We start from the raw sequence: 15,684 nt of genomic DNA on the forward strand, positions 1-15,684 counted from the left end.
GGGTCACCGCGGACACTCCATGGACCAATGGGATATATCAGCGTAAAAGTGATCTTATGTTCTTGTTCGGTCGACCGCAGGACTCGGCCGGCGCCTCACCTGCCCGGGCATCGGCCCGCGGCCGGCGAGGCAGCCGGCGGTGGCTGCTGAACGCACGCAGCGTGGTCGGCCAGATGTTCGTGCTCCAGGTCGCGATCGTGCTGCTGATGGCGGTCGTGGCCGTGGTGCTGCTGGTGATGACCGTCGAACGGGAGGCCACCCGGTCCGCGGCCGGCCGCTCCTACGCGGTCGCGCAGACGATCGCGCACTCCCCCGGCATCGTGGCGACCCTCAGGTCACCGGATCCGAGCGCGGTGCTGCAGCCCCGGGCGGAGGCGATCAGACGGGGCTCCCAGCTGGACTTCGTCGTGGTCGTCAGCAAGGAGGGAGTGCGTTACACCCAGGCCGATCCGGCTCTCATCGGCACCCGCATCACCTACGCGCAGGACCTGGAGGCGCTGCGGACCGGGCACACCGTCACCGGGCGCAACGAGACGAAGACCCACACCGCGATGCGCACCTTCATGCCGATCAAGGACACCGACGGTTCGGTGGTCGGCGGAGTCGCCGTCGGCGTCCGGGTGGCGAGCATCAGCGCGGAGGCCACCGGGCAGTTCCCGGTGCTGCTGGGCGTCACCGCCGTCGCGATGGCCGCCAGCACGGTCGGCGCGCTGACGCTCGGCAGACGGCTGCTGCGCCAGACCCACGGCCTGGGCCCTGCCGAGATCACCCGGATGTACCGCTACCACGACGCGGTGCTGCACGCCGCCCGGGAGGGCGTCGTCATCGTCGACGCCGACCGCAGGCTGCTGCTGGTGAACGAGGAGGCGCGGCGGCTGCTCTCGCTGACCCCGCAGGCGCAGGGCAGGCGGGTGGACGAGCTGGATCTCGCGCCCCCCATGTCCGAGCTCCTGTCCTCCGGGCGGGCGGCGACCGACGAGGTGCATCTGGCCGGGGTCAGGGTGCTGGCGGTGAACCAGCGGCCGCTGGACGGCTACGCGGGCGCGTCCGGCAGCGTCGCGACCATGCGGGACTCGACGGAGCTCAGCGAGTTGTCCAGCCGGGCGGACGACGCGCGCGACCGCCTGGCGGTGCTGTACGACGCGAGTGTCGGCATCGGCACCACCCTCGACGTCACCCGGACCGCCGGGGAGCTGGCCGCGGCGACGGTGCCGCTGTTCACCGACTACGTGACCGTCGACCTGGCGGAATCGGTGCTGCGCGGCGACGAGCCGACCCTCGCGGAGCAGACGTTCCGCCGGGTGGTGAGCAGCGGCGTCCGCGACGACGCCCCGTTCGCCGCGACCGGTGAACGCGTCACGTCCGCCCTTCGGGCATCCCCGGCGGGCGACCCGACCGCCGGCCGGGGGGTGATCGACCGCGACCTGCGCGCGGTGGCCGGGGCGGTGCCCGGAGACGTCCCGGGCCTGGACTTCCACGGCGTCGAGCGGTTGCAGCGCGTGGTCGAGTACGGGATCGCCTCGCTGATCACCGTCCCGTTGTGCTCGCGCGGGGTGGCGCTGGGGGTGGCCCGGTTCTGGCGGTCCAAGGAGCGCGACGCCTTCGAGCAGGACGACCTGAGACTGGCCGAGGAACTGGCCGCGCGGACCGCGGTGGCCATCGACAACGCCCGGCGCTACACCCGTGAGCACGCCATGGCCGTGACCCTGCAACGCAGCCTGCTGCCCGGGGCGCTCCCCGCCCCCACCGCCGTGGAGGTCGCGCACCGCTATCTGCCGACCGAGTCGGGCAGCGTGGGCGGCGACTGGTTCGACGCCATCGCGCTGCCGGGGGCACGGGTGGCGCTGGTGGTCGGCGACGTCGTCGGCCACGGCCTGCACGCCGCGGCCACCATGGGCCGGCTGCGTACGGCCGTGCACAACCTGTCCGCCCTCGATCTGGCGCCCGACGAGCTCATGGCCCGCCTGGACGAACTCGTCACCCGTATGGACGCCGACGAGGACAGGGACCAGAGCGTCACCGGGGCCACCTGCCTGTACACCGTCTACGATCCCTCCACCGGCCTGGCCACCATGACGCGCGCGGGGCACCCCGGGCCCATGCTGGTCCTGCCCGACGGCTCCGTGCACACCCCCGAGGTGCCGGTCTCCCCTCCCCTGGGCCTGGGCGGCACGGAGCCGTTCGAGTCCGCCGAGCTGCGGCTGGCGGAGGGAAGCCGCATCGTGCTGTTCACCGACGGGCTGGTCGAGAAGCGCGGGCACGACATCGACTTCGGGCTCGGCCTCCTGCGGGACGCGCTGGACGGCCGCCCGGGGCTGGACCCCGAGGAGACCTGCCGGACGGTGCTGGAGGCGCTGCTGCCCCGCCACCCCACCGATGACGTCGCCCTGCTCGTGGCCCGGACGCGGCTGCTCCCGCCGGACCGGATCGCCGAATGGGAGATCTCCGCCGACGCGGCGGCGGTCGCACCGGTGCGCGCCGCGTGCGGGCGGCAGCTGCACGCCTGGGGGCTGGACGGCCTCGGCTTCAGTACCGAGCTGATCATCTCCGAGCTGGCCACCAACGCCGTCCGCTACGGGTCCCCACCGATCACCGTGCGCATGCTGTACGACCGGGAACTGATCTGCGAGGTCTCCGACGGCAGCAGTACGTCACCGCACCTGCGCCGGGCGGCCACCACCGACGAGGGCGGCCGCGGGCTGTTCATGGTAGCCCGTCTCGCGCAGCGCTGGGGCACCCGCTACACGCAGCGCGGCAAGGTGATCTGGACCGAGCAGACCCTGAACGCCCCGTCGGTGGACTCCGGCGCGGACACCGCCGACGCCCTGCTCGACCAGTGGAGCGACGACGAGATCTGAGACCGCCGGCTACGCCGAGGCCGCTGGTCAGACGGACCACCAAAGCCATGATTGTCCGACATTTTTAGGTGGCCTCCCATGCGACAGGAGCACACAGGGCAATTCACAGGCAGATTTTCATTGCGGAGGCATGGCGACGCTGTTACGGTCGCCTGCATGTTGTTCGACAATCTGCTTACCAGGGCGTCAGTCGTCCGGGCGGGTAGCCGTCCGAGAGCGGGTCGGATCACAGCCGCAGCCGACATCAGAGCTGCACCAGGAACCACAGCTTCCGGCACGGGGGCCGGGATCGCCTCTGCGAAGGGACCGCACAGCGATGCCACCTGACATCAAGCGCCGAGCGTTTCTGACGGCCGGTACCGCGGCCGCCGCCACCATGCTGTTACCTCGACCCTTCGCCGTAGCGGCCGCGAGCCCCGGCAAGAAGGGCGTGATGCTGATGAACCGGATCGGTCCGTCGGTGTCGGACCTGTACATCTCCGACGCGGACGGTACGAACGAGCGCAGGCTCCTGACCACCTCGTACCTCGACTACCACGCCGGCTTCTCGCACGACGGGAAGTCGGTGGTCTTCACCTCGGACCGAGGAGGCGACGGCAATCCCGACATCTACCGCGTCGCCCTCGACGGAACCGGCGTCCAGCCGCTGGTGAACAGCTCCGCGGTGGACACCGCGGGCACCCTGTCGCCGGACGGGAGGACCCTGGCCTTCGTCTCCACCCGCTCGACGACCGGGAACTACCTCGCGCAGGTCTGGCTGCTGGACATCCGCACCGGCAAGCTGACCAACCTCACCGGCACCCCGGCACTGGCCGGGGACCCCGCCGGCCCTGACGGCCACTTCCGCCCCTCGTGGTCGCCCGACGGCCAGTGGATCGCCTTCGCCAGCGACCGCAACACGCAGTGGCGGGGCCACAACAACGGCGTCGGCTGGGAGCACACCCAGGCGCTGAGCATCTACCTCATCAGGAAGGACGGCACCGGCTTCCGCCAGGTCGTCAGCAAGCCGGACTACTGCCTGGGCTCGCCGAAGTGGTCCCCGGACGGCCGCCGGATCGTCTACTACGAGATCACCGTCGAGGACACGTACGCCGCCCACCAGTTCGGCACCGTGACCTCCCAGATCGTCTCGGTCGACGTCGCCACGGGTACCGACCGCGTCGAGCACACCTCCGGCGCGAACCTCAAGGTCGCCCCCCAGTACATCAGCGACAGCGAGATCGGCTATCTCGTCAAGGGCGGCCCCGACGAGGGCCTGGCCTACACCTCCGGCACCCGGCCGGCCGTCAAGCGGTCGCTGCGCTCACCGTGCTGGTCGCCGGACGGGAAGTCGGTGATCTACGAGAAGCAGAGCCTCGACCCGGTGCGCCCGCTCGACACACCGGTCTACAGCTGGGACCCGGACTGGGAGTACCGCTTCTGCGACGTCTTCCCGGTCCTGTCCGGGCAGGGCCGGCTCGCCTACACCGAGAAGCAGCTCGGCAACTCCTCGATCGTCACCAACAACGCCCAGGGCACCGACCGCAAGGTCGTCTTCGACCCCACCGACAAGATCCCCGACCCGGTGCCGGGCGCGATCGGCGCCTACCGGCCGGCCTGGTCGCCGGACGGCGAGTGGATCGCGGCCGGCCTGGGCACCTGGTTCGTGCAGGACGCGCCGAACAACGCGCTGATACGGGTGCGCAGCGACGGCTCGGAGTGGGAGCAGCTCACCGACGGCACGTACAACTGCGGCTTCCCCAGCTACTCGGCCGACGGCACCGAGATCGTCTACCGGGCGTGGAGCGAGGGCCAGTTGGGCCTGCGCGTCCTCGACCTCACCACCCGGCAGACGCGGGTGCTCACCGACTCCGAGGACAACCTGCCGGACTGGTCCCCGGACGGCCGGCGCATCGTGTTCACCCGTCGGACCAGCGGAGCCAACTTCGACATCTACACCATCCGCCCGGACGGCACCGACGAGCGGTGCCTGACCACCAGCGGGGCCAACGACGCCCACGCGGTCTGGAACCACGACGGGCGCATTCTGTACAACACCGGCATGTTCGGCTTCCAGGAGGAGGCGGTGCTGTACGACGACACGTTCCAGTCCTACGGTCAGATCATGATCATGAATGCTGACGGCTCCGGCAAGACGGCGCTGACCAACAGCATGACCGAGGACTCGATGCCGCTCTACCTCCCGCAGAAGCTCCTGTCCTCGTAACCGACGCCGGCCGCCGGATGCGGCATCAACAAGGGAGGGCCCTCAGCGTGGGGTCGAGCCGACGGTGACCTGTGCGCCGGCCTGTGCGATGCGGGTGAGCTCCGCGGGGTCGGCGTCGGGGTCGGTGACCAGGTGGGTGACCGCGGTCAGCGGGCAGATCTTGGCGAAGGTGGCCCGGCCGACCTTGGTGCGGTCGGCGACCACGATCGTACGGTCGCTGGCGTCGGCGAAGGCGCGGTCGGTGGCCGCCTCCAACTGGTCGTGGGTGGTGCAGCCGTGGGCCGCGCTGACGCCGTCCACACCGAGGAAGGCGATGTCGGTGTGCACCCCGGCGAGCGTGCGCTCGGCGATCGGGCCCACCAGCTCGTAGCTCGCGGTGCGGGCGTTCCCGCCCACGACGACCAGGGTGATGTTGCGGTGCAGGATCAGCTCGGCCGCGATGTTCACCGCGTTGGTGACGACGGTGAACGGGCCGCGGGCGGCCAGCAGTCGGGCGATCTCGGTGACGGTGGTGCCGCCGTTCATGCCGACCACCGCGCCGTCCGGCACCAGTGCCGCGGCCGCCCGTGCGATCGCCTGCTTCTCCGGGCGCAGCCGCTCGGCGCGGTGCTGCAAGGGCACTTCGAGGCCGACCGCGCCGACCTCCGCCCCGCCGCGGGTCCTCCGCAGCAGGTTCTGGTCGCTCAGGTGCTGCAGATCGCGCCGGATCGTCGCGCCCGACACGTCCAGCAGCCCGGTCAGTACGCGCACATCGGCGCTTCCCCGCTCCGAGACGTGCTCAAGTATGCGCGCATGACGCTCACTTCTCAGCATGGAGCCGAGCATAACCCCCGAATCCGCGCACGCCGATACGCGCGTGGCGCCAGTCTCGCGCATCAAATGATCAGGATCGATCGGTTGACATGAAGAAATCTGAGCGATTAACTCCCTCCAACGCCGGAGGTGAGCACCGGCGTCAGAGGTACGCCTAACCGGTGGACGGCCGCCGCGCCGTAAGCCCGGACAATGTCGCCAGGACAGCTCCCACGGTCCGAGGCGGGGACGTACCCTCCCCTCACAGGAGCTCGATGATGCGCAATCGCGTCCGTTCCGCTCGCCGTCTCAGCACGCTTGCCGCACTCGCGGCGACCGTTCTCGCCGTACCGCTCGTAGCCACCGACCGTGCGGGCGCCGCGCCCGCCACCGTGGCACTGCCGCCCGCACACGCCGGCTTCGACTACCAGATCGGCGGCGCCTACACCCCGCCGGCCGGTGTGCGGGTGGTCAGCCGGGACCACGAGGACCCGCCGGCGGCCGGCCTGTACAACATCTGCTACATCAACGCGTTCCAGGTCCAGCCCGGCGCCGAGAGCAGCTGGGACTCCGACCTGCTGCTGCGCGACAGCTCCGGGAAGGTCGTCTACGACACGGACTGGGGCGAGGCGCTGCTCGACACCCGCACCGCGGACAAGCGCACCCGGATCGCCGCCAAGGTCGACGGCTGGATCGACAGTTGCGCGTCCAAGGGCTACCAGGCGATCGAGCCGGACAACTACGACAGTTACAGCCGCTCCAAGAAGCTGCTGACCTCCGGCGGGGCGGAGGCCTACATCACCCTGCTGTCCGCGCACGCGCACTCCAAGGGCCTGGCCATCGCCCAGAAGAACACCTCGGAGCTGGCCGGCGACCGCGCCTCCACCGGGCTGGACTTCGCCGTCGCCGAGGAGTGCGGGACGTACAACGAGTGCGGCGACTACACCGACGCGTTCGGCAACCACGTCATCGTGATCGAGTACACCGCCAAGGGGCTCAGCAAGGCCTGCGCCGGCTGGGGCAGCGAACTGAGCATCGTACGCCGCGACGTCGACGTCTCGCCGGCGGGCAGCGCCGGCTACGTACGCAAGACGTGCTGACCCGCAGCTGACCCGCGCCCTGTTCCACTTCCCCGTCGCCCGGTGGTGATCCCATGCATCGTTGCTCCTCCCCCTGTTCCCGTCCGCCCGGCGACACATCCCGCCGTACCGTGCTGCGGGCCGGCGCCGCGGGCTCCGCGGCCGCCGCCGCGGCGCCGCTGCTGTCCGCGTGCGGCGGGCAGGGCGGGGGGAGCGGCAGCGGCGGCCCGGTCACCATCGAGATGTGGCACGGGCAGACCGACACCGGCAGGGCCGCGATCGAGGCCCTGGTCGCGGAGTTCCACCGCACCCATCCCGGCATCCGCGTCGACACCGGTGGCGGCGTCCTGTCCGACGCGATGCTCCAGAAGGTGACCGCGGCCCTGGCCTCCGGCTCCTACCCCGACATCGCGTACATCTTCGGCTCCGACCTGGCAAGCATCGCCCGCAGCCCCAAGGTCGTCGACCTCACCGACACCGTGCGCACCGGGCCCACCCCCTGGGACCGCTTCTGGGCACCCGCCCGCGCCGCCGTCACCGTCAACGGCCGGGTCCGCGCCGCTCCGGCGCTGCTGGACTCGCTCGCGGTGGTCTGCAACAAGAAGATCTTCGCCGCCAAGGGTGTCGGCCTGCCCCGGCCCGGCTGGACCTGGCAGGACTTCGTCGACACCGCCCGCGCGCTCACCGACCCAGGCGGGAAGGTGTTCGGCACCGGCTGGCCCGGCGCCGCCGACGAGGACACCGTGTGGCGGCTGTGGCCGATGATCTGGGACCTCGGCGGGGAGGTGGTGTCCGCGGACGGCAAGGGCATCGGCTTCAAGGACAGCGGCGTCAAGGCCCTGGAGACCGTTGCCGCGCTGGCCAAGGACCGCAGCGTCTACATCGACCCCAAGCCCGGCAGCGAGCAGATGTACCAGGTGTTCCTGTCCGGGCGGATGGGCATGGTCCCGACCGGCCCGTGGCAGCTGCCCGACATCGTCCAGGCCAAGGTCGACCACCACGTGGTGCCGCTGCCCAGCTACAGCGGCCGTCCCCTCACCATCTCCGGGCCCGACACCTGGACGGCGTTCGACAACGGCTCTGCCCGCGTCGCCGCCACCCGCACGTTCCTGACCTGGCTGATGCAGCCCGCGCAGGACGTGCAGTGGGACGTCCGGGCCGGCAGCCTCCCGCTGAGCCGCGCCACCCAGGCGCTGCCCGAGTGGACCCGGCAGACCCGTGCCATCGACGGCCTCACGGTCTTCACCCAGGCACTGGAGACCGCGCGGGTCCGCCCCAACAACGCCGCCTACCCACAGATCTCCGAAGCGCTCGGCCAGGCGATCACGGGAGTGCTGCTCGGCCGCCGCACCCCCGCGCAGGCCCTGCACGACTGCGCCCGCCAGGCCGACGCCGCTCTGCTCATACCGCGCTGAGGAGGACCCATGCCGCGCCTTCCCACCCCGCTCACCCTGCCGGAATCGCACCCCGGCCGCTCCCCGTCGTCCGCCGAGGGCGCCGACGGCGCCGACCCGCGGAAAGCCGCCGGCCCGCGCCGCGCGCTGCGCCGCCGCCGGCGCGCGGAGACCGCCACCGCCTGGGCGTTCGTCGCGCCCTCGGTCGCGGTCATCCTCGGCCTGTCCGTGCTCCCGGTCGTCTGGTCCCTGCTGCTGTCCTTCCAGGCCGACGACCTGGTCACCCCCAGCCGCTGGGTCGGCCTGGACAACTACCGCGCCCTGTCCAAGGACCCGCACTTCAGCCAGGCGGTCGGCAACACGCTGAAGTACACCGCCCTGTACGTGCCGCTGAGCATGGTGCTTGGCCTGGCCCTGGCACTCGCGCTCAACCGCAGGATCAGGCTGGTCGGCCTCTACCGCACCCTCATCTTCGTGCCGTTCGTCATCTCGGCCACCGCACAGGGCGTGCTCTTCTCCTTCATCCTCGACCCGCAGTTCGGCGCCGCCAACTCGTTGCTGCACAAGCTCGGCATACCCGCCCAGGGCTTCCTCACCGACCCCGGCCAGGCGCTCTACGTCCTGGTGGCGATCTCGCTGTGGAGCGGCACCGGCTTCTGCCTGGTGGTCTACCTGACCGCGCTCCAGGACGTGCCGCCGTCGCTGATCGAGGCAGCCAAGCTGGACGGCGCCGGACGCCTCCACCTGCTGCGGCACGTCGTGCTGCCCGCCCTCGGCCCGGTCAACGTCTTCCTGGTGCTGTGGCAGCTCATCGAGTCCCTGCAGGTCTTCGACCTCGTCTACGTCACCACCAAGGGCGGCCCGCTCGGCTCCACCACGGTGGTCGTCTACTTCATCTGGCAGCAGGCGTTCCAGAACTTCACCGCCGGTTACGGGGCCGCCGCCGCGTACGTGCTCGCGGTGGCCCTCTTCGTGATCGCGGCCGGCACCAGGGCGCTGCGCCGCCGCGGGCCCGCCGGCCCGGAAGGAGCAGTGCGATGACCGCAGCCTCGGCGCCGCCGCGGCCCGTACCCGGCAAGGACTCCCGGCCGGCCGCCGCGCCCCGCGCCCGCCGCCGGCTGCCGTTCAGCCCCTGGCACCTCGCACTGGCCCCGCTCGCGCTGCTCTTCGCGCTGCCGCTGGTGTGGGTGCTGCTCAGCTCGGTGATGAGCGACGCGCAGATCAACCGGTTCCCGCCGGCGCTGTGGCCCTCGCACATCGACCTGAGCGGCTACCGCTACGTGCTGGGCAACGCGATGTTCCCGCGCTGGTTCGCCAACTCCCTGATCGTGTCGGTCGCCACGGTGGTCTCCAACCTCGTCTTCGGGACGCTGGGCGGCTACGCCTTCGCGCGGATGCGGTTCGCCGGGTCGCGGCTGCTGCTGGTGACGATGCTCGCCACGATGGCCATCCCCTTCCAGCTGACGATGATCCCCACCTTCCTGGTGATGAAGAAGCTCGGGCTGATCGACACGCTCGGCGCGCTGATCGTGCCGTCGCTGGTGACGCCGTTCGCGGTTTTCCTGCTGCGGCAGTTCTTCCTCTCGCTGCCCAGGGAGCTGGAGGAGGCCGCCTGGATCGACGGCTGCTCGCGGCTGCGGGTGCTGTGGTCGGTGGTGCTGCCGCTGTCCCGGCCCGCGCTGAGCACGGTCGCGGTGCTGACCTTCCTCAGCACCTGGAACGACCTGACCTGGCCGCTGATCGCGATCAACCACGACACGCACTACACGCTCCAGCTGGGCCTGACGACCTTCCAGGGCCTGCACCACACCAAGTGGTCGGCGGTGATGGCCGGCAATGTGATCACCGTCCTGCCGGTGCTGCTGGCCTTCCTCGCGGCGCAGAAGTCCTTCATCCAGTCGATCACGTCGAGCGGGCTCAAGGGCTGAGCCCACGCCTCCCGGCACCTTCCACCGGAGCCCACGCGCTCTGCCGACCGCATGTTCCACCGCCCACACGAAAGACCGCCCACACGAAAGACCACGCGATGCCGCACTTCGACCTGCTGGTCGTCGGGGACGCCAACCCCGATGTCGTCCTCGGCCCGCTGCCCGGCCCGCTCGCCTTCGGGCAGCGGGAGCAGCTGGTGCCGACCGGCCTGCTCACCCTCGGCGGGTCCGCCGCCATCATGGCCTGCGGGGCCGCCCGGCTCGGCCTGAAGGTCGCCTTCGCCGGCCGGATCGGCGACGACGACACCGGGGCCTACGTCCGTACCGCACTGGAGTCCCGCGGCGTCGACACCCGGGCGCTGCGCACCGACCCCGAGCTGGCCACACCGCTCACCGCCGTCCTCAACCGCGGCGCCGACCGGGCCATCCTCACCGCGCCGGGCACGCTCGCCGCCACCACCGGGGACGACGTGCCCGAGGCGCTGCTCGCCGACTGCCGGCACGTGCACGCCGCGTCGTACTTCCTGATGCCGGCGCTCGCCCGCGCGCTCCCGGCGCTCTTCGCCGCCGCGCGCGCCCACGGCGCGACCACCTCGCTCGACACCAACGACGACCCGGCGGGGAAGTGGGACCCGGCGGGGCTCGCCGCCGTGCTCCCGGTCACCGACGTGCTGCTGCCCAACGCCCAGGAGGCCCGCGCGCTGTCCGGCGCCGGCACCCCGGCGGAGGCGGCGGCCCGCCTTGCCGCGCGCGGGCCGCTGGTGGTGGTCAAGGACGGCGCCGCGGGGGCACTCGCCCACGACGGCCGGGACCTGCTGCGCACCCCGGCGGTCCCGGTCGTACCGCTCGACACGGTCGGCGCGGGCGACAGCTTCGACGCCGGGATGGTCGCTGCGCTGCTGGCAGGACTGCCGCCGGCCGGCGCCCTCTCGCTCGCCGCCGCCTGCGGCGCCCTGTCCACCCGGGCGCACGGCGGCACCCCGGCCCAGCCCACCTGGGACGAGGCGCTGGCCGCCGCGTCCCGCACCGACGAGAACCACGGAAAGAGCCCGTCATGACCACCACGAAGATCGCGTTCATCGGCGCAGGCAGCGTCGTCTTCACGCAGGGGCTGCTGGCCGACCTGTTCGCCTTCGAGGAGCTCAAGGGCGGCGTGCACATCGCGCTTCACGACATCGACGCGGAACGGCTGGCCACCGCGGAAGGCGCCGCCCGGCACATCGCCGCCCATCTCGGTGCCGCGCCGCGGATCACCGCCCACGCCGACCGCGGAGCCGCCCTGGACGGCGCGGCCTTCGTCATCAACATCGTCCAGGTCGGCATGCGCGAGTCCACCCGTACCGACTTCGAGATCCCGGCCCGCTACGGCGTGCGCCAGACCATCGGCGACACCCTCGGCGCAGGCGGCGTCTTCCGCGCGCTGCGCACCTTCCCGCTGCTGAGGTCCCTCGGCGAGGACATCGCCGAACTGTGCCCGGACGCCTGGCTGCTCAACTACACCAACCCGATGGCGATGAACGTCCAGTACCTCGCTCAGGCCACCGGACTCTCCCGGGTGGTGGGCCTGTGCCACTCGGTCTACTGGACCATGCGCGACCTCAGCGAGTTGGTGGACGTCCCCTACGAGGAGGTCAACTACCATGCCGCGGGCGTCAACCACCAGGCGTGGGTGCTGCGTTTCGAGCACCAGGGCGAGAACCTGTACCCGAGGCTCGACGCGCTGGTCGAGCAGGACGCCCAGCTGCGCCGCCGGGTGCGGATCGACATGTACCGCAGGCTCGGCCACTACCCGACCGAGACCAGCGAGCACAGCTCGGAGTACGTGCCCTGGTACCTCGGCCACGCGAGCGAGGTCGAGCGGCTGCGGCTGCCGGTCGGCGCCTACCTCGGCATCGTCGACGACAACGTGGCGCAGTACGAGAAGACCCGGGAGGCGCTGCTCGCCGGAACTCCGCTGGACGTCGCCGGCACGATGGAGTACGCGCCGCAGGTCGTCCACAGCATCGTCACCGGCACACCCCGCACGATCTACGGCAACGTGCCCAACCGCGGCCTGATCGCCAACCTGCCGGCCGGCGGCACCGTCGAAGTGCCGTGCCTGGTCGACGCGTCGGGTGTGCAGCCCACCGCGGTCGGCGAGCTCCCGCCGCAGTGCGCCGCGCTCAACCGCACCTACCTGAGCATGAACGACCTCGTGGTCAGGGCCGCCCTGGAGGACGACCCGCGGCACATCAGGCACGCGCTCATGACCGACCCGGCCACGGCCGCCGCGCTCCCCGTCGAACGCATCTGGCAGCTGTGCGACGACATGGTCCGCGCCCACCGCGACCTCCTCCAGCCGGGTCTGCGCGCCGAACTCGGCAGCTGAGCCCGCACGTACGCGGAGCCGGCGGCTCCGGTCTCGGCAAGTAATTCGGACTCCATCATGAATACGGGAGGGGATCCCATGTCTCGGGTGACTCTGGCTCTCGTCGGCGCCGGGCTGCGCGGCCAGTCCTACGCACGCCACGCGCAGACTTCCGGCTCGGGGCGGGTGGTGGCGCTGGCCGAGCCCGATCCGGCGCGGCGCGCCGCCGCGGCCGCGGAGTTCGGCGTCCCGCAGGACCGGGTGTACGCCGACTGGTCGGAGCTGGTGGCGGCCGGCCGGCTCGCCGACGCCGTCATCGTGGCCACCCAGGACCGGCAGCACGCGGAACCCGCCATCGCGTCGGCGGACCTCGGCTACCACGTTCTCCTGGAGAAGCCGATGGCCACCACCGAGGGCGAAGCCGCGGCGATCGCCGCGGCCGCCGAGCGGAACAAGACCATGATCGCGGTCTGCCACGTGCTGCGGTACACCCCGTACACCCGGACGCTCAAGCGGATGCTGGACGAGGGCGCGATCGGCCGGCTGGTCAGTGTCCAGCACCTGGAGCCGGTCGGCTGGTGGCACCAGGCGCACTCGTTCGTGCGCGGCAACTGGCGCCGCTCCGACACCTCGGCACCGATGCTGCTCACCAAGTCCTGCCACGACATCGACTGGCTGGTGTACCTCTTCGGCCGCTCGCCGCACCGGGTCAGCTCCTTCGGCAGCCTGACCCACTTCCGCGCCGAGGGCGCCCCGGCCGGAGCGGCCGCCCGCTGCACGGACTGCCCGGTCGAGAGCACCTGCCCGTACTCGGCCAAGCGCCTCTACCTGGACTGCCTTGACGACCCGGAGCGGCGCTACTGGCCGCTGTCCGCGGTCACCGAGGACCACACCGAGGCCGGCGTGCTGGAGGCGCTGCGCACCGGTCCCTACGGGCGCTGCGTGTACGCCTGCGACAACGACGTCGTCGACCACCAGGTGGTCTCGATGGAGTTCGACGACGGCGCCACCTGCTCGTTCACGATGAGCGCCTTCACCCCCCAGGAGCACCGCAGGACCCGGTTGCTGGGCACCCACGGCTACCTCGACGGCGACGGCGTGACCATCAGGACGGTCGACTTCCGCACCGGCGCGGAGGGCGTCGTGGACACCCGCACCGCAGCGGGCCCCTCGGCGGCGGACGGCCACGGCGGGGGCGACGAGGCGCTGATGGACGCCTTCGTGGCGGCGGTCGCCACCGGCGACCGCGGCGTCCTGAAGTCCGACGCGGCCGCGAGCCTGGCCAGCCACCGCGTGGTGTGGGCCGCCGAACGGGCCAGAACGACCGGCGCGGTCGTCGCCCTGGCTGCCGGGGTGTAGGGCGCCACCTCCACGGGCTCACCCGCGGCCGACGCCCCGGTCAGGCCGGCGCCCTTCGGCACGGCGTCCTGCCCGGGGCGGTGGTGTCAGTCGATGTCGATCGGGCCGTCGGTCGAGGAGGAGCCCGAGTCCTTGTCGCCGCGCCTGCGCGAGCCGGTCGGGTAGCCGCGCAGCGCCACCGTGCCGTTGGCGGACCGCTCGGCCGAGCCTTCGGCGCCGTCCGCGCCGTCCAGGTTCTTGCGGACCGAGTCCAGGATCGTCAGGCCCTGGCTGACGAGTCCGGCCGCGATCTCGCTCAGGCCGTCGGAGCCGTTGAGCACGTTGACGTTGGCGCCGGCCAGGCCGCCGGCCGCCTCCTTGACGATCTGCGGGAGCTGGTCGATCAGCATCCGGTCCAGCGCCACCCGGTCGTGCGAGGCCGCGGCGGCTGCCTGGATCCGCATCCGCTCGGCGTCGGCGACGGCCAGCACCCGGATCCGCTCGGCCTCCGCCTCGGCCGGCTTGACGATCTCGGCGACCAGCTGCTGCTGCCTCAACTCCGCCGCGCGCAGCGCCAGTTCGGTCTGCGCGGCCAGCACCTCCTGCTGCGCGTGCGCCTGGGCCAGCGGGCCGGCCTGGGCCGACTCGGCCTGCGCGCGGTCCACCTGGGCCGAATACTCCGCCTGGACGACCGCGGTCTGCCGGGCGTACTCCGCCTGGTTCCGCGCCGCCACCTGCTGCGCCTCGACCGACGCCTGGGTGGCCTGCGCCTGGGCGATCTGCGCCTGCCGCTGGATGGCGGCCAGGTGCGGCGCCGACATCGCGTCGATGTAGCCGGTGTGCCCGTCGTCGATGGACTGGATCTGCAGCGAGTCCACGCTCAGACCGATCTTCGCCATCTCGGTCTTCGACGTCTCCAGCACCTCGGTGGCCAGCTTCTGCCGCTCGGTGACGATCTCCTCGACCGTCATCGAGCCGATGATCGACCGCAGGTGGCCGGCGAAGATCCGGCCGGTGAGGATCGACATCTGGTCCTGGTCGGACAGGAACCGCTGGCCGGCGTTGACGATGCTCTCGTGGTCGTTGCCCACCTTGAAGGCGATCACGGCCTTGACCGTCAGCGCGATGCCCTGCCTGGTCACACAGGTCTCGGCCACCTCGGCCTCGCACATGGCGAGGGTCAGGAAGCGGGTCTTGCGGAAGACCGGGAGTACGAACTTCCCGTGGCCGGTGACCACGCGGAACGGTGCGCCACTCAGTCCGCGGCGCCCGCCGGAGATCAGCATCGCCTCGTCGGGTGCGGGAACGCGGTAACCGAACATCCTTACGTCTCCTTCGTGTGCGCGGCTCACAAAGCCGGCGCGTCCAGCGGATCTACCCACTCGATGACGTCCACCTGGCGGCTGCCGCGGGATTCCACCACGAGCACCGTGGCGCCCCTCGGCAGGGGGTCGTCGGACCAGGCGAGGAAGGCTTCGGTTCCGCCTCTGATCCGGACCAGGACCTCTCCCGGTCCGGCGAGGCCGCGCGTGCCGATGAGCAGTTCTCCCGTACAGCCGACAACCGCGTGGTCGCGATACGTCACCGGCCGCCCCTCATCGTCGTGGATCTGTGTTCTCCGTCTCCGACCATCCTCCCACTCGGGGGGCTCCTGCGACCGTGCCGGATCGGTACGGAATCCGTCTCAGGACCGTCCGCGGCCGGCGGTCTCCGGCCGCCGCGGGGGCGGCGGCGTCCGCTGT

12 protein-coding genes are annotated in these 15,684 nt (G+C 71.6%); 9 read left to right on the top strand and 3 right to left on the bottom strand.

Annotated features, from left to right (window positions below):
- Positions 1-56: 56 nt before the first annotated feature.
- A complete protein-coding gene (locus ACQPW6_RS01405) occupies positions 57-2,858 on the top strand; it encodes a SpoIIE family protein phosphatase (RefSeq protein WP_433887644.1) in 2,802 nt (933 codons plus the stop codon).
- A 316-nt stretch (positions 2,859-3,174) separates the two neighbouring features.
- Positions 3,175-5,064: a hypothetical protein gene (locus tag ACQPW6_RS01410; protein ID WP_433887645.1), complete on the top strand. Its 1,890-nt coding sequence runs from the start codon at positions 3,175-3,177 to the stop codon at positions 5,062-5,064.
- Between the two features lie 42 nt (positions 5,065-5,106).
- Here ACQPW6_RS01410 and ACQPW6_RS01415 read toward each other — a convergent pair whose 3' ends face one another.
- Entirely contained in the window at positions 5,107-5,877 is a 771-nt protein-coding gene (locus tag ACQPW6_RS01415) for a DeoR/GlpR family DNA-binding transcription regulator (protein ID WP_433887646.1), read from the bottom strand.
- A 254-nt stretch (positions 5,878-6,131) separates the two neighbouring features.
- Here ACQPW6_RS01415 and ACQPW6_RS01420 point away from each other — a divergent pair, with 254 nt between their 5' ends.
- From ACQPW6_RS01420 to ACQPW6_RS01450, 7 genes are all read left to right on the top strand, one after another.
- Positions 6,132-6,956 carry an endo alpha-1,4 polygalactosaminidase gene (locus tag ACQPW6_RS01420; protein WP_433887647.1) on the top strand — a complete coding sequence of 275 codons (825 nt, stop codon included), beginning with the start codon at positions 6,132-6,134 and terminating at the stop codon, positions 6,954-6,956.
- Between the two features lie 53 nt (positions 6,957-7,009).
- The gene (locus ACQPW6_RS01425) at positions 7,010-8,350 is read left to right on the top strand and encodes an ABC transporter substrate-binding protein (protein ID WP_433887648.1); all 1,341 of its coding nucleotides are present in this window, start codon (positions 7,010-7,012) and stop codon (positions 8,348-8,350) included.
- Between the two features lie 9 nt (positions 8,351-8,359).
- Complete coding sequence (locus ACQPW6_RS01430; RefSeq protein WP_433887649.1) at positions 8,360-9,370, top strand: carbohydrate ABC transporter permease; 1,011 nt, start codon at positions 8,360-8,362, stop codon at positions 9,368-9,370.
- A complete protein-coding gene (locus ACQPW6_RS01435; protein ID WP_433887650.1) occupies positions 9,367-10,257 on the top strand; it encodes a carbohydrate ABC transporter permease in 891 nt (296 codons plus the stop codon). The genes ACQPW6_RS01430 and ACQPW6_RS01435 overlap by 4 nt, the downstream gene beginning before the upstream one ends.
- A gap of 98 nt (positions 10,258-10,355) precedes the next feature.
- A complete protein-coding gene (locus tag ACQPW6_RS01440) occupies positions 10,356-11,315 on the top strand; it encodes a carbohydrate kinase family protein (RefSeq protein WP_433887651.1) in 960 nt (319 codons plus the stop codon).
- Positions 11,312-12,625 carry an alpha-glucosidase/alpha-galactosidase gene (locus ACQPW6_RS01445; RefSeq protein WP_433887652.1) on the top strand — a complete coding sequence of 438 codons (1,314 nt, stop codon included), beginning with the start codon at positions 11,312-11,314 and terminating at the stop codon, positions 12,623-12,625. The genes ACQPW6_RS01440 and ACQPW6_RS01445 overlap by 4 nt, the downstream gene beginning before the upstream one ends.
- 78 nt (positions 12,626-12,703) lie before the next feature.
- Positions 12,704-13,963: a Gfo/Idh/MocA family protein gene (locus tag ACQPW6_RS01450; protein ID WP_433887653.1), complete on the top strand. Its 1,260-nt coding sequence runs from the start codon at positions 12,704-12,706 to the stop codon at positions 13,961-13,963.
- Positions 13,964-14,049: 86 nt separating this feature from the next.
- On the opposite strand, the gene ACQPW6_RS01455 is transcribed toward ACQPW6_RS01450, so the two are convergent.
- The gene (locus tag ACQPW6_RS01455) at positions 14,050-15,264 is read right to left on the bottom strand and encodes a flotillin family protein (RefSeq protein ID WP_433887654.1); all 1,215 of its coding nucleotides are present in this window, start codon (positions 15,262-15,264) and stop codon (positions 14,050-14,052) included.
- Between the two features lie 26 nt (positions 15,265-15,290).
- Positions 15,291-15,527 (bottom strand): hypothetical protein, encoded by a 237-nt coding sequence (locus ACQPW6_RS01460; RefSeq protein ID WP_433887655.1) that lies wholly within the window; start codon positions 15,525-15,527, stop codon positions 15,291-15,293.
- Between the last annotated feature and the right edge of the window lie 157 nt (positions 15,528-15,684).

Source organism: Streptomyces sp. CA-111067 (genome assembly GCF_050956065.1).
Classification (GTDB): Bacteria; Actinomycetota; Actinomycetes; order Streptomycetales; family Streptomycetaceae; genus Actinacidiphila.